Annotated in this window: 17 protein-coding genes; 11 read left to right on the top strand and 6 right to left on the bottom strand. The window is 70.4% G+C overall.

Translation table 11 applies throughout. The features are described from left to right. Positions 1 to 106: 106 nt before the first annotated feature. The 4 genes from ITJ62_RS16330 (at position 107) to ITJ62_RS16345 (ending at position 2238) form a co-directional block, all read left to right on the top strand. Positions 107 to 382: a hypothetical protein gene (locus tag ITJ62_RS16330; RefSeq protein WP_064294714.1), complete on the top strand. Its 276-nt coding sequence runs from the start codon at positions 107 to 109 to the stop codon at positions 380 to 382. 135 nt (positions 383 to 517) lie between these two features. After that, positions 518 to 1501: an intradiol ring-cleavage dioxygenase gene (locus ITJ62_RS16335; protein WP_194604309.1), complete on the top strand. Its 984-nt coding sequence runs from the start codon at positions 518 to 520 to the stop codon at positions 1499 to 1501. A 56-nt stretch (positions 1502 to 1557) separates the two neighbouring features. Beyond that, complete coding sequence (locus tag ITJ62_RS16340) at positions 1558 to 1737, top strand: twin-arginine translocase TatA/TatE family subunit (RefSeq protein ID WP_194604312.1); 180 nt, start codon at positions 1558 to 1560, stop codon at positions 1735 to 1737. 15 nt (positions 1738 to 1752) lie between these two features. After that, positions 1753 to 2238: a hypothetical protein gene (locus tag ITJ62_RS16345; RefSeq protein WP_194604315.1), complete on the top strand. Its 486-nt coding sequence runs from the start codon at positions 1753 to 1755 to the stop codon at positions 2236 to 2238. Here ITJ62_RS16345 and ITJ62_RS16350 read toward each other — a convergent pair. Continuing rightward, the gene (locus tag ITJ62_RS16350; RefSeq protein WP_194604318.1) at positions 2219 to 3805 is read right to left on the bottom strand and encodes an MFS transporter; all 1587 of its coding nucleotides are present in this window, start codon (positions 3803 to 3805) and stop codon (positions 2219 to 2221) included. The genes ITJ62_RS16345 and ITJ62_RS16350 overlap by 20 nt on opposite strands. A gap of 237 nt (positions 3806 to 4042) precedes the next feature. Here ITJ62_RS16350 and mmuM point away from each other — a divergent pair, with 237 nt between their 5' ends. Next, positions 4043 to 4942, top strand: coding sequence for a homocysteine S-methyltransferase (mmuM, locus tag ITJ62_RS16355; RefSeq protein ID WP_228498555.1), 900 nt, complete (start codon positions 4043 to 4045; stop codon positions 4940 to 4942). Here the strand turns inward: mmuM and ITJ62_RS16360 are convergent. Then, on the bottom strand, positions 4939 to 5748 hold the full coding sequence (locus ITJ62_RS16360; RefSeq protein WP_194604321.1) for an SDR family oxidoreductase: 810 nt from the start codon (positions 5746 to 5748) through the stop codon (positions 4939 to 4941). The two genes, mmuM and ITJ62_RS16360, sit on opposite strands and share 4 nt — an antisense overlap. A 54-nt stretch (positions 5749 to 5802) precedes the next feature. After that, positions 5803 to 6390: a TetR/AcrR family transcriptional regulator gene (locus ITJ62_RS16365; protein ID WP_194604324.1), complete on the bottom strand. Its 588-nt coding sequence runs from the start codon at positions 6388 to 6390 to the stop codon at positions 5803 to 5805. Between the two features lie 32 nt (positions 6391 to 6422). On the opposite strand from ITJ62_RS16365, the gene ITJ62_RS16370 reads away from it, so the two are divergent. Next, positions 6423 to 7433, top strand: a complete 1011-nt coding sequence (locus ITJ62_RS16370) for a DMT family transporter (protein ID WP_194604327.1) — start codon at positions 6423 to 6425, stop codon at positions 7431 to 7433. Here ITJ62_RS16370 and ITJ62_RS16375 read toward each other — a convergent pair. Both ITJ62_RS16375 and ITJ62_RS16380 read right to left on the bottom strand, forming a co-directional pair. Continuing rightward, positions 7351 to 7968: an FMN-binding negative transcriptional regulator gene (locus ITJ62_RS16375; RefSeq protein ID WP_194604330.1), complete on the bottom strand. Its 618-nt coding sequence runs from the start codon at positions 7966 to 7968 to the stop codon at positions 7351 to 7353. The two genes, ITJ62_RS16370 and ITJ62_RS16375, sit on opposite strands and share 83 nt — an antisense overlap. A gap of 7 nt (positions 7969 to 7975) precedes the next feature. After that, positions 7976 to 8890, bottom strand: coding sequence for a DMT family transporter (locus tag ITJ62_RS16380; protein ID WP_194604332.1), 915 nt, complete (start codon positions 8888 to 8890; stop codon positions 7976 to 7978). Here ITJ62_RS16380 and ITJ62_RS16385 point away from each other — a divergent pair. Then, the gene (locus ITJ62_RS16385) at positions 8889 to 10301 is read left to right on the top strand and encodes a PLP-dependent aminotransferase family protein (RefSeq protein ID WP_194604336.1); all 1413 of its coding nucleotides are present in this window, start codon (positions 8889 to 8891) and stop codon (positions 10299 to 10301) included. The genes ITJ62_RS16380 and ITJ62_RS16385 overlap by 2 nt on opposite strands. 21 nt (positions 10302 to 10322) lie before the next feature. Here the strand turns inward: ITJ62_RS16385 and ITJ62_RS16390 are convergent, their stop codons facing one another. Then, on the bottom strand, positions 10323 to 10808 hold the full coding sequence (locus tag ITJ62_RS16390; protein ID WP_064294726.1) for a pyridoxamine 5'-phosphate oxidase family protein: 486 nt from the start codon (positions 10806 to 10808) through the stop codon (positions 10323 to 10325). 269 nt (positions 10809 to 11077) lie between these two features. Between ITJ62_RS16390 and ITJ62_RS16395 the strand changes: the two genes are divergently transcribed. The 4 genes from ITJ62_RS16395 (at position 11078) to ITJ62_RS16410 (ending at position 12790) form a co-directional block, all read left to right on the top strand. Then, positions 11078 to 11386, top strand: a complete 309-nt coding sequence (locus tag ITJ62_RS16395; protein WP_079706962.1) for a hypothetical protein — start codon at positions 11078 to 11080, stop codon at positions 11384 to 11386. Positions 11387 to 11467: 81 nt separating this feature from the next. Next, positions 11468 to 11800 carry a biopolymer transporter Tol gene (locus ITJ62_RS16400; RefSeq protein WP_194604338.1) on the top strand — a complete coding sequence of 111 codons (333 nt, stop codon included), beginning with the start codon at positions 11468 to 11470 and terminating at the stop codon, positions 11798 to 11800. A gap of 100 nt (positions 11801 to 11900) precedes the next feature. Then, on the top strand, positions 11901 to 12551 hold the full coding sequence (locus tag ITJ62_RS16405; protein ID WP_194604341.1) for a DUF2975 domain-containing protein: 651 nt from the start codon (positions 11901 to 11903) through the stop codon (positions 12549 to 12551). After that, complete coding sequence (locus ITJ62_RS16410) at positions 12551 to 12790, top strand: helix-turn-helix transcriptional regulator (protein ID WP_079002926.1); 240 nt, start codon at positions 12551 to 12553, stop codon at positions 12788 to 12790. The genes ITJ62_RS16405 and ITJ62_RS16410 overlap by 1 nt, the downstream gene beginning before the upstream one ends. Positions 12791 to 12808 lie beyond the last annotated feature (18 nt).

Here is a 12808-nt window from a genome sequence, read left to right on the forward strand (position 1 = left end):
GCAGTTACCGTAGCGGGACGCCGAGAGGGTGGTCAAGCGGTTAAGCAAAGTTAAGCAGCTCGGTCGTCGACTTGCCTCACGCGACATTCGAACGTATGTTCGACACATGACCCGCCCACGTCCGATCCGCCTCGACCACGACACGTGGCTCGTGATGCGGAACGACCCGGTGATCCCGAAGGCGGTCATCGAACGGCGCCGCGATCGGGGTGGTGCCGACGCGTACTTCGTCATCGCCTGGGACATCGATCCACTCAAGCGGGTGTTGATGAGCGTGCAGCCGAGCCTGGAACGCGCCGACGCGCTCGTCCGGTACGACGTCCCGCGCACCGCCTCCGACCGCGACGGACCGCCCAACGGGCTCAAGGCCACCCCGCGCTGATCCACGGACTCGGCAACCGCCCAGCAGACCCATCGACGACGTATGGACGGCTCATAGGAAGCCCATAGCCGGCACGCCGATGCTCGTCTCACCACCGATCGAGACCACCGATCGCAGACGAAGGCGAGGCGCACCATGAGCAGGATCCCGACACCCGAGACCACCCCGGACGGCCCGGCCTACGAGGGCCGCTTGCTCGACCGGGCCGACGAGGAGGTCGTCGACCAGGGCGTGGCGTTCGACCTCGGAACCCTCGTCAGCCGGCGCACGGTGCTGAGCCTCGTCGGCGCCGGGGTCGGGGCCGTCGCGCTCGCCGCCTGCTCCACCGGGGCGTCCGGCAGCAGCAGCACGAGCACCGGCGCTGCGAGTTCCGGCACGAGCACCGCGACCGCGACCGGCGACCTGCCTGCCGGCGAGATCCCCGACGAGACCGCGGGCCCCTATCCGGGCGACGGCTCGAACGGAGCCGACGTGCTCGAGGAGTCCGGCATCGTCCGCAGCGACATCCGGTCGAGCATCGGGTCGGGCACCACCGCGAACGGGGTCCCCATGGCCCTCTCGCTCACCATCCTCGACATGGCGAACGGTGACGCCCCGTTCGCCGACGTCGCCGTGTACGTCTGGCACTGCGACGCGTCGGGCGGCTACTCGATGTACTCCGACGGGATCGAGGACGAGACCTACCTCCGCGGAGTCCAGGTCGCCGACAGTTCGGGGACCGTCTCGTACACCTCGATCTTCCCGGCCTGCTACTCGGGCCGGTGGCCGCACATCCACTTCGAGGTGTACCCGACGGTCGCGGACATCTCCGACTCCGCGAACGCCATCGCGACCTCGCAGGTCGCCCTCCCGCAGGCGGCGTGCGACACCGTCTACGCGCTGTCGGGCTACGACGGCTCGAGCGCGAACCTGGCCCAGGTGAGTCTCGACGACGACAACGTCTTCGGCGACGACGGCGGCGCCCTGCAGCTCGCGACGGTGACGGGCGACGCGACCTCCGGATACCAGGTGGCGCTCACCGTCCGGGTCGACACCACGACGACGCCGACCGCCGGTGCCGCTCCGTCCGGCGGTGGCGGGGCCGGCGGCGGCGGAGGAACGCCGCCGAGCGGGCGCTGACCGCGCCACCTCCACGCACTCCTGTCCCGACCTACATCGATCCGAAAGGACCCGTCATGGGATTCCTCCAGAACCTCACCGGCTGGCACGCCCTCATCGTCCTCGCCGTCATCCTGCTGTTCTTCGGCGCGGCGAAGCTCCCCAGCCTCGCCCGCAGCGTCGGGCAGTCGGCGCGCATCCTGAAGGACGAGGTGTCGGGCGACGCCGACACGCGCGCAGACACCCCTGCCGTCTGATCGTCGGAGCGCATCGTGTTCGGACTCACCATGGACAAGCTGATCGTCATCGGCATCCTCGCGGCCGTGCTCATCGGCCCGAAACAGTTGCCGGTGTACGCCGAGCGCCTCGGGGTGCTCGTCCGCACCGTCCGCGACCTCGTCGCCACGACCAAGGCGCGAGCCGCCGAGGAACTCGGCCCCGAGTTCGACCCGACCGAGTGGAAACGTCTCGACCCTCGACAGTTCGATCCCCGACGGATCATCCAGGAGGCACTCGTCGAGGAGCGTGGGTCGGTCGCGCAGCTCGAGCAGTCGACGACGTCGGAGGTGCAGGCGGAGCCGTCCGTGCCGGCTGCCCTGGCGAAGCCGGTCGCGAGCGGCGGCTGGCAGGCCGCGCTCCTCGAACGGGTCGGACGCGACGGGGCGGATGCGCACCGCGCACCCGCCCCGATCGTGATCACCGAACGCGTCGTCACCGACGAACGCGTCGACGAACCCGCTAGCCGGCGGGCGTCGTGACGCGTCCGTCCTGGCCGTCCGCCGCGGCACCGGTGGTCGACGCGGGCGGCAGGATGTCGAGCGGCATCGTGTGGGTGTCGATGAGCGGGTTGTCGTCCTGCCCCTTGACGAGTTCCACCGCCTCGGCCTTCGTCTCGACCGTCGGCACCGAGCCGATGAGCGGACGACGAGCCGTCTCCCGCATCGTGAGCACGCCGACGCCCGCCACCGCCGCGAAGAACATGATGTAGAACGCGGGCATGAAGGTGTTGCCGGTGAGCTGGATGAGGAACTCGCTGAACAGCGGCGTCGTGCCGCCGAAGAGCGAGACCGACAGGTTGTAGGCGATCGCCATCGCGCCGAAGCGGGACGCCGTCGGGAAGAACGCCGGCAGCGAGGCCGCGGACGGTCCCGCCCACAGCGCGACCGGGGCGGCCACCATGAAGAGGGCGATGAAGATGGCCCAGATCTCACCGATCTGCATGACCGCGAACGCCGGCACCATGAGGGCGAGGGTCGCACCGACGGCCATGAGGTAGACGGGCTTGCGACCGAGCTTGTCGGACATCCGGCCGACGAGCGGCAGGCAGGCGGACATGATCAGCAGGACCGGGATGGTCGCGACCGCGGCCGTCAGGTTGGAGACCCCGACGTCCTTCTCGAGGTAGGTCGGCATGTAGCTCGTGAGCGCGTAGCCTGCGGTGTTCGTCGCGGCGACGATCGCCATCGCGATGAGGATCTGGCGCCAGAAGTGACGGAAGATCCCGAAGACGCCCTGGCGGGCCATGGGGTCCTCGTGCTCGGACTCGATCCCACCGGCGGTCTCGGCGACCTCGTAGGCCGGGGTCTCGGGGATCTTGAGGCGGAACCACACCGCCACCGCACCGAGCGGCAGGGCGATGAGGAACGGGATGCGCCAACCGAACTCGGTCATCGCGTCGGGGCCGGCGAGGCCCTCCGCGATCAGCGTGGTGAGGGCGACGGTCCCGGCACCGGCCGCAAAGCCGACGTAGGACCCGACGTCGAGCCAGGAGGCCCAGAACCCGCGGCGACGGTCGGGTGAGAACTCGGCGACGTAGGTGGAAGCGCCGGCGTACTCACCGCCGGTCGAGAAGCCCTGGATCATCTTGAGGAGGTACAGCGGGGCGATGGCCCACAGCCCGATCTGGGCGGCGGTCGGCAGCACGCCGATGAGGGCGGTCGCCGCGGCCATCATCGACATCGTGAGGAAGAGGATCTTCTTCCGGCCGATCTTGTCGCCGAGCGGTCCGAGCACGAGCCCGCCGAGCGGACGCACGAGGAACGACACGGCGAACCCGAACAGGGTGACGAGGATGCCGGCCTCAGGAGGGAGTCCCTCGGTGAAGACGACGGTCATCGTGACCGCGAGGTAGCCGTAGATGCCGAAGTCGAACCACTCCATGAAGTTGCCGACGACGGTGCCTGAGATGGCGGTGCGGATGCGCGACCGCTTCACGACGAGGACGTCGTCGACGCGGAGGCGCCTGGTCTTGCGGGCCGGCTTCCGGCCGGCTTTGGGGGAGGGGGATGCGGGGGACGATGATGCCGCGTTGTCGCTGGAGTTCACAAGCAGTACTCGTTTCCTGACAGTCGTGTTGAATCATTCGGCACTCGCGTAGTCGCTCAGTGCCCGAGAAATGCCGGAGGATCGCCATGCTGCACTGGCACGGAGCTCGGGGGAGCTGCACGTCGGGTGGCGGGTCGTTCTCGGGGAGAACGCGTCCTCTCGGCTCTGGACGGGTATAGACAATACCAGGTGTCCAGTGGCGCCCCTCCCCGCGGTGGTGCGGGCACAATGGACGGCATGGATCTTCGGCGCGGTGTCTGGACCCTCGACGGCGGTCTCGGAACGCTGCTCGAGGCACGAGGGCACGACCTCTCCGACGCGCTGTGGAGCGCTCGTCTGCTGCTTGAGGAGCCACAGGCGATTCTGGACGCTCATCGGGACTTCTTCGCCGCCGGTGCGCAGATCGCGATCACCTCGTCGTACCAGGTCGGCTTCGACGCGTTCGAGCGCATCGGCAGCGCGCCTCCCGAGACCGAACGGCTCCTGCGATCGAGCGTCGAACTGGCGCGGACGGCGCGCGACACGCGGTCGGAATCGGACCCCGACGGCCCGCTCCTCGTCGCCGCGTCGGTCGGTCCATACGGTGCGACGCTCGGCGACGGCTCGGAGTACCAGGGTGCCTCCGGTCTCAGCCGGACCGAGCTGCGGCAGTGGCACGAGCGGCGTCTGGCAGTGCTGGTCGACGCGGACCCCGACCTCCTCGCCCTCGAGACCATCCCGACGCTCGACGAGGCGACGGCGCTCGCCGATCTGGTGCGGGGTTCGGGCGTGCCGGCATGGTTGTCGTTCACGGTGGAGGGCGGTCGTCTGCGCTCGGGCGAGCCGATGGCGGAGGGCTTCCGACTGGTCGAGGGGATCGACGAGTTCCAGGCCGTCGGTGTCAACTGCTCGCACCCGGACGAGGTCTTCCCGGCCATCGCCGCTGCGCGGTCCGTGACGGACAAGGCGGTGGTGGTCTACCCGAACTCCGGCGAGCAGTGGGATGCCGGCGCCCGCTGCTGGCGCGGAGCCGCCGGGGTCGGCGAGGTGGAGGCCTGGCTGGAGGCCGGGGCGACGATCGTCGGCGGCTGCTGTCGGATCATGCCGGACGACATCGCCGACATCCGTGCGCGGATCGGCCGGGACGCACGTCCCTAGCCGACGTTGAAGCCGCCGTTGCTCGAGAGCACCTGGCCGTTGATCCAGGAGCCCGCCGGCGAGAAGAGGAAGCGGACGAGGTCGGCGGTGTCGGACGGTGTGCCGAGCCGGCCGGCGGGCGTCGCCTCGGTGCCCCAGCGGCGGATGTCGTCGGTCATCCAGCCCGTGTCGATCGGACCCGGGTTGATGACGTTCGCCCGCACCCCGCGGTCGCCCAGCTCCACCGCCGCGGCGGTCACGATGCGGTCGAGCGCACCCTTGCTCGCCCCGTAGGGGAGGTTGTGCACGGTGTGATCGCTCGTGAGGGCGACGATGCGACCGGCCACCCGGGGCGGCGCCTCCTGCACGGGGAGCTGTTCGGCGAAGGCCTTGATGAGCAGCCACGTCGCCCGCGCGTTCACTGCGAAGTGGCGGTCCCAACTGTCGAGGTCCGTCGTGAGGATCGAGCTGTCCACCGACTCGCAGTGCGACATGACGAGCCCCGACACGGGACCCAGCTGCGCCGCGCGCTCGACGAGTTCGGCCGGGAACGCCGGGTCGGCGAGGTCGCCGAGCACGACTTCGACGGTCACGCCGAGCGCGCGGCACTCGTCGGCGATCGCCTCGGGGTCGTCGGGGGTCCGCTCGTAGCCGACGCGGTCGTCGTAGGGCCGCCAGGCGTTGAGGACGAGGTTCCAGTCGTCCGCGGCGAGACCGGTGGCGAGTCCCGCGCCGATCGAGCGGCGGCGCCCGACCCCGGTGACGATGGCGACGCGGTCGGTGCTGTTCTCGCGGTCGGCGGCGGTGGCGTCGTCGGTGAAGTCCATCCCGAGACCCTACGCGATGTCGGGTTGTCGGCGACAGGCCGGCGCCGGCTCCAGTCAGGCGGCCAGGAGTCGACGCGCGATCGCACGCGCGGTCTCGAACGGTTCGCGGAAGGTGCGCATCCCGACCGTCACGATCGCGCCCTCGTAGAGCAACATGAGTTCGCGGGCGCGCGCTCCGGCGTCCGACAGGCCGGCTTCGGTGATGAGCTCGGTGAAGCGCTCGAGCAGCCACTGCTTCTGTCGGGTGACCTCGGGGAGGACGAGGCCGCTGGTCGCGTGGTCGGGGATCTCCGCGCGTGCGTTGACCGCACTGCAGCCCTTGGGGCTGTTGTCGTCCGACCAGCCGATCGCCGCGTCGAAGATCGCGAGGACCCGGTCGACCCCGGGCTCCGGATGCCGGGCGAGGAACTCGTCGACCCAGACGCGCCAGCGGGCGTCGCGATGCTGCAGGTAGGAGAGCACGAGGGCCTCCTTGCTGCCGAAGCGGTCGTAGAGCGTCTTCTTCGTGACCCCGGCCGCTTCCGCGATGGTGTCGACGCCGACCGCGTGGATGCCGTTCTCGTAGAAGAGCACGGAGGCGGCGTCGAGCACGCGTCGGGCGCCCGGCGTGAGGGGTGCGAGCTCTGGAGTGTCGACCGTCATGCGCAAACTATACCAGTCTGTATACTGCGGGGATGAGTAAACAGATCGGTATACCCGTGGTTCGCGCGATCCGCGCGGTCATCGTCCCCCTCGCGGCGATCGGGTTCGTCCTCGCGTGGAGCTCCGGGTTCATCGTCGCGAAGATCGGAACCGAGGACGTACCGGTGCTCACCGTGCTCCTCTGGCGGTTCGTCCCGCTCGCCGTGGGGCTCGCGATCGTGCTGGTGCTGAGCGGGCAGTGGCGGAACGCCACCCGGGCTCAGCTGCGCTCGCAGCTCGTCATCGGACTGTTCGCGCAGTTCGGCTACGTCGTGTTCGTCTACGCCTCGGTCGCCGTAGGCATCTCGACCGGGACGACCGCGCTCATCGACGCCGTCCAGCCGCTCGTCATCGCGGCGCTCGCCGGACCGCTGCTGCACGTGCGGGTTCCGGGTGCCCAATGGCTGGGACTCGGGATCGGCGCGGTCGGAGTGTTCCTCATCGTGCAGTCCCAGTTCGGCGCCTCGGACGCACCGCCGATCGCCTACGCCCTGCCCGCACTGGCCATGGTCAGCCTCATCACCGCGACGATCCTGGAACGGCGCTCGCCGCACCGATCCCCGGTCCTCCTCACACTGACCGTCCACGCGACGGCGACCATGGTGCTCCTCGCCGTGCTCGCCCTCGCGACCGGTCAGGCGGTGCCGCCGGGCGATGCGAGCTTCTGGCTGACGACGCTCTTCCTCGCGCTCGTCCCGACGCTGTCGGCCTACGGGCTCTACTGGTGGCTGCTGCGTCGCATCGGGGTCACGGTCCTCAACGCGCTCCTGTTCCTCGTCGCGCCGACGACCGCCGTCGCGGGTGCGCTCCTGTTCCGGGAGCCGTTCACGCTCCTGACGGCCGGCGGGTTCCTGCTCAGTGCGGCGGGCGTCGCCCTCGTGCTCGTGAGCGACGCCCGCGGTCGCGTCGGTGCCCGTCGGGTCAGTGCCCCTCCGGCCGCCGATCCTGCTGACGCCGCATCTCCTCGGCCAGTGCCGGATTCCGCTCCGCAAGGTGCGCGGTGATGTCGTCGACCACCTCGGGCGTCTTGTTCTGACTGAGCTTCGCGCGGGCGTCGAAGTGGGTCACGCGCATCCGGAGGCCGACCGTCCCCTTCGCTGCGCGCCGGGTGCCGGCCTCGTCCTGGGGCAGGTGGCGGCCGTCCGGTCGGTGGTCCTCGAAGTGGTCGGTGAGTCGCGAGAGCATCTCGTAGTTCTCGTCCTCGCTGAGGACCTCCGGCGTGCCGTACAGGTGCGCGGTGACGTGGTTCCACGTCGGGATCACCTGGCCCTCGGGGTACCAGCTCGGCGAGACGTAGTCGTGCGGTCCCTGGATGATGACGAGGATCTCGTGCTCGCCGAGCTCGTGCGAGCGCTCGTCCGGCCGGCCGAAGTGGCTGACGATCGACAGCTCGTCCCGGTCCTCCTCGAGGATCGCCGGGTAGTGGGAGGCGACGAGTCCGGTGCTCGCGGGCGAGACGAACGTCGCCCACGGGTGGTTGCGGATGAGGCGCTTGACCTCGTCGACGTCGGTCATCAGGTACGTGGGGGTGTGGCGCATGGTGGGGTCACTTCCGGTCGAGACGGGTGCGGACGGCGAGGCCGGCGCACAGGATGACCGCGAGCCCGCCGAGCACGGTGGCCCAGTCGAGTCGCTCGCGGAGGATGAGGGCCGCCCAGACGATGCTCAGCACCGGCTGGACGAGTTGGATCTGGCTGACCCGGGCGATCGGGCCGATCGCGAGTCCGCGATACCAGGCGAAGAAGCCGAGGAACATGCTCACGACGCCGAGGTAGCCGAAGGCCAGCCAGCTGCCGATGGTTGCGGTCGGCGGCTGCTGGACGACCGCCAGTGCCGTGAGGGCGACCATGAGCGGTGATGCCACGACGAGCGCCCAGGAGATCGTCTGCCAGGAGCCCAGCTCCCGGGCGAGCAGTCCGCCCTCCGCGTAGCCGACGGCGGCCGCGACGACGGCACCGAGCAGGAGGAGGTCCGACCAGGCCATCGGTGCGAGGCCGCCGTGCTGCACGGAGGCGAAGGCCATCGCCGCGACCGCGCCAGAGCCGGCGAAGATCCAGAAGCGTCGGGTCGGGCGCTCGCCGCCCCGGAGGACGGCGGCGACCGCCGTCGCCGCCGGGAGGAGGCCGATCACCACGGCGCTGTGACCGGCGGGAGCGGTGGTCAGCGCGAAGGAGGTCAGGAGTGGGAATCCGACGACGACGCCGCCGGCGACGATCGTGACGCGAGCCCACTGCACGCCGGTCGGTCGCCGCGCTCGCAGGGTGGCGAGGGTGATCGCGGCGAGCAGGGCTGCGACGACCGCGCGCCCGGAACCGATGAAGAGCGGCGAGAGCCCGACGAGTGCGACCTTCGTGACGGGGACCGTGAAGGAGAACGCCAGGACGCCGAGGAAGCCCCAGCCGAGCCCGCTGCGGGATAACACTCGCGCCGGCGTCGCGATAACGCTACTCTGTGGACTCATGGACAACGATAGCACCGGGCGGATCGTCGCCGCCATGACCGCCTGGATCGCAGCGGCACCTCCGGGTGCACGCGTGCCCTCCAACCGGGCCTTGACGGCCGAGTTCGGCGCGAGTCCGGTGACCGTCCAGAACGCGATGCGCCAGCTCGCCGGTCGAGGGCTCATCGAGAGTCGGCCTGGCGTCGGCACCTTCGTGCGGGCGGCTCGTCCGGTGCGGTCCGTCGACTACGGCTGGCAGACCGCCGCGCTCGGTGCCTTGCCGTGGCGCTCTGGTGCGCTCTCCTCGGCGCAACGGTCGGTCGCACCCGCCGCGATCGCGATGCACTCCGGATACCCCGCCCGAGAACTGTTGCCTGAACGGCTGGTCCGCGCCGCGCTCGCGCGTGCCGCCCGCACCGACGTGGCGATGACCCGATCGCCGGCGGCCGGCTCGCCGGAGCTCCAGGCGTGGTTCGCGGCCGACCTCGCGGAAGCCGCACCGCCCGGGGTCACGCCGCCGACCGCGCGGGACGTCATCGTGATCTCCGGCAGTCAGAGCGGACTCAGCTCGATCTTCCGGGCGCTCGTCGGCCCGGGGCAACCGATGCTCATCGAGTCGCCGAGCTACTGGGGTGCGATCCTCGCGGCCGAGCAGGCGGGCGTGACGCTGGTCCCCGTGCCGACCGGCCCTGACGGACCGGACCCGGACGTCGTGGAGCGTGCGTTCCAAGACACCGGTGCGCGGGCGTTCTACGCACAGCCGACCTTCGCGAATCCGACCGGCGGCCGCTGGTCGCCGGAGACGGGGGCCGCGATCCTCGAGGCCGTCCGGCGGCACGGCGCGTTCCTCGTCGAGGACGACTGGGCGCACGACCTCGCGATCGACGTCGACTCCCGGCCGCTCGCGGCGCTCGACGACGACGGACACGTCATCTACCTGCGGTCGCTGACGAAGAGCGTCTCGCCGGCGCTGCGGGTCGCCGCCGTCATCGCGCGGGGGCCCGCCCACGACCGGATCCTGGCCGACCTCGCAGCCGAGTCGATGTACATCAGCGGGGTCCTGCAGGCCGCAGCCCTCGACGTCGTCACCCAACCCGGGTGGCGGTCGCACCTCCGCGGTCTGCGACCGCTCCTCCGTGCCCGGCGGGACCTGCTCGTCGCGAGCCTGCGCGAGCACGCCCCGACCGCGCACCTCGAGCGGCTGCCGCTCGGTGGCTTGAACCTGTGGCTGCGGCTCCCGGAGGGCACCGATGTGCCGCGCGTGGTCCGCACCTGCGAGAGCCGCGGGCTGATCGTCTCCGACGGCACCGAGTGGTTCCCGGCCGAACCCGCGGGGCCGTACCTCCGGGTCAACTACTCCGGCGAGGACGCGGGCCGCTTCGATGAGGCGGCCCGCATCCTGGGCGGAGTCCTGACGGACGAGCGGGACTGACGCCCGCCGGTCGGCCGCTCGTTACAGGTCGAGCTTCGCGTTGTCGCCGCCGTCGTAGGTCTCGCCGGTGACCTTGGACTTCACGAACGCGACGGCGGTCGCGATCTTGCCGCCGGGGCTGTCCCAGTACTCGGCGCTGTCGGCCGAGAACTTCAACAGACCGACGCGCGGGTCGGAGGGGCCGTCCGGGAACCATGCCTCGACGACGCTGTTCCACAGCTCTTCCAGCTTGGCGTGGTCCTCGACGAGTTCGGCGGTGCCGGCGAGCGACACCCACGAGCTGTCCGAGCTCAGCGTGACGCCGGCGTTCGGGTTGACGTCGAGCTGCTGAACGGCGGAGGCGTCCTTGCCGACGATGAACCACAGGTCGCCGTCGAACTCGCGCTCCTGGACGGTGAGCGGGTGGGCGACGAGCTTGCCGTCGAGGTCCACCGTCGTGAGCATCGCGAACCGGAAGTCCGCGAGCAGCTTGTTGAGGGTCGTGTAGGGGTCGGTGTCTCCGGCCATGGGGTCTCCTTCGTCTCGTCGACCGGCCCGTCGGTGTCGGGGTGCCGGTCTGCGTGGCTCGCAGCCTACGACTCGCGGCTCCGACCGCACCTGGATGGTGCCGACCGTTGACGCGGGGCCGATCTTCTGCTCCTGCGGCGACTCCGGCTGTCGTGTCCGGTCGCCGTCTCCAGTCGCCCTATCGCACATCTCGTGCGCGAGCGCCATGCTCCCGCCGTTCCCGGGTCCGCTCACTACCCTGGACTCTTCATCACCGTAGGGAGAGACACATGAACACCTCATCGCTCACGAACCAGATCAACGAGGCGCTCGCGGCACTCGGCGGCGGTCCGTTCCTCACGACGAAGACCACCGAGAAGGACGCCACGACCACGGTCACCGGCACCCTCGGCGACAGCGAGATCCACATCGACTTCATCGAGGAGGGCAACGGCACCGAGGCCGAGAAGGACCACACGGTCGTCGTCCGCGACGCCTCGGGTAAGCAGATCGGCGAGGGGCGCGGCGATTCGACCTTCGCCGACGCCATCTCCGCCTTCGGGTGGGCGGGCGTGCTCGACGCCGTCAAGAACGGCTGATCGCGCCATCATGACCTCCAGGGTCCGGTCTCGTCCGCATGCGCGGTGGGCCGGGCCCTGCGTCGTCTCCAGGAGGCACCCGTGACGCCGCGATCGGACGACGGGCCGGTGGAGGACGACCGTTGGTTCGTCGTGAACGGCAGGCGCTGGCGCCGGACGGATCCGAGCCTGCCGGCCGAACTCGTCGCGTCCCTGCAGTCCCATCTCGGTCGTGGGCGTTCCGGTGTCGGCGTCGCGAAGCGGGCGGGTGACGACGACGCGGTCGCTGCTGCCCGCCGTCGCGTCGGCCTCGCCAAGCACGGGCTCGGTGAACGCGGCCCGAAGTGGTGGGAGGAGCCGGAGGCTGATCGACTCCAGCGTGCCGAGGCGGCGCTGCGAGAGCTCGACGCGCTCGACGGGTCACCGCCCGGGTGATCCGGCTGGGCGGACGTGCTTGCCGCCCGCTCTTGCGTTCTGATCAATCTCGGCATATCGTTTATCGATACCAACGACAATCGATATGGATGTGATGATCATGACCGAGTCCACCGATCGCCCGACGCCGTCCGGCTTCGACCATGCGGCCTGGCAGGCCGCGAAGACCGAGCGCTCCAACCGCAACGACCTCGTATCCGTGCTCGGTGCCGCCGTCGTCGCGGCAGGGGCTGTCGTCGTCACGCTCGTCCTCCGGCTGCTCGATATCTTCGGCACCGACGGGACCCGGGTGCCCGTCTTCTTCGACGCCGTCGATGCAGTCCTGCCGGGTGCGGCAGGAGCCGGCTCCTTCACGATCGACCAGGGCTCGGTCGTCGTGGCCGACCTCCCGGTGGTGACCTTCGTGTGCGTGCTGCTCGCCGCGATCCTGCCGGCGATCGCGAACCTCGTGGTCATCGTCTGCGCGTTCCGCTTCTTCCGCCGCCTGCTCCGTGGCGACGCCTTCGCCCCCAGGAACGCACGGCTGCTCTCGATCGCCTCCATCGCCATCCTCTGCGGGTGGATCGCGGACACCTGGTTCGGCACGATGGCGTCCAACGGCGCGCTCGCGGCGGCGACCGACGGCGCCGTCGAAGGAACCCCCTATCCGCTCACCTGGATCCCGTTCTTCGTCGCCATGGCGGTCGGCGGCCTCGCGATCGCCTTCCGCGCCGGCGAGCGCCTGCGCGCCGACACCGAGGGGCTCGTCTGATGGTGCCGACGCCCGAGGAGGATGTCGCGACCGGCGTGCACTGCAACCTCGACCGGTTGCTCGCCGACCGCGGTCTCACCCTCGCCCGACTCAGCGAGCTCGTCGGGGTGAGCGTGGTGAACCTGTCCGTGCTGAAGAACGACCGCGCGAAGGCGATCCGGTTCTCGACCCTGACGGCGATCTGCCGGGTGCTCGACTGCACCGTCGGCGAACTGCTGGAACTCGACGACGCACGCTGAGTGGTTCGGAACCGACCC

Source organism: Plantibacter sp. VKM Ac-2876 (assembly GCF_015350715.1).
GTDB classification, from domain to species: Bacteria; Actinomycetota; Actinomycetes; order Actinomycetales; family Microbacteriaceae; genus Plantibacter; species Plantibacter auratus.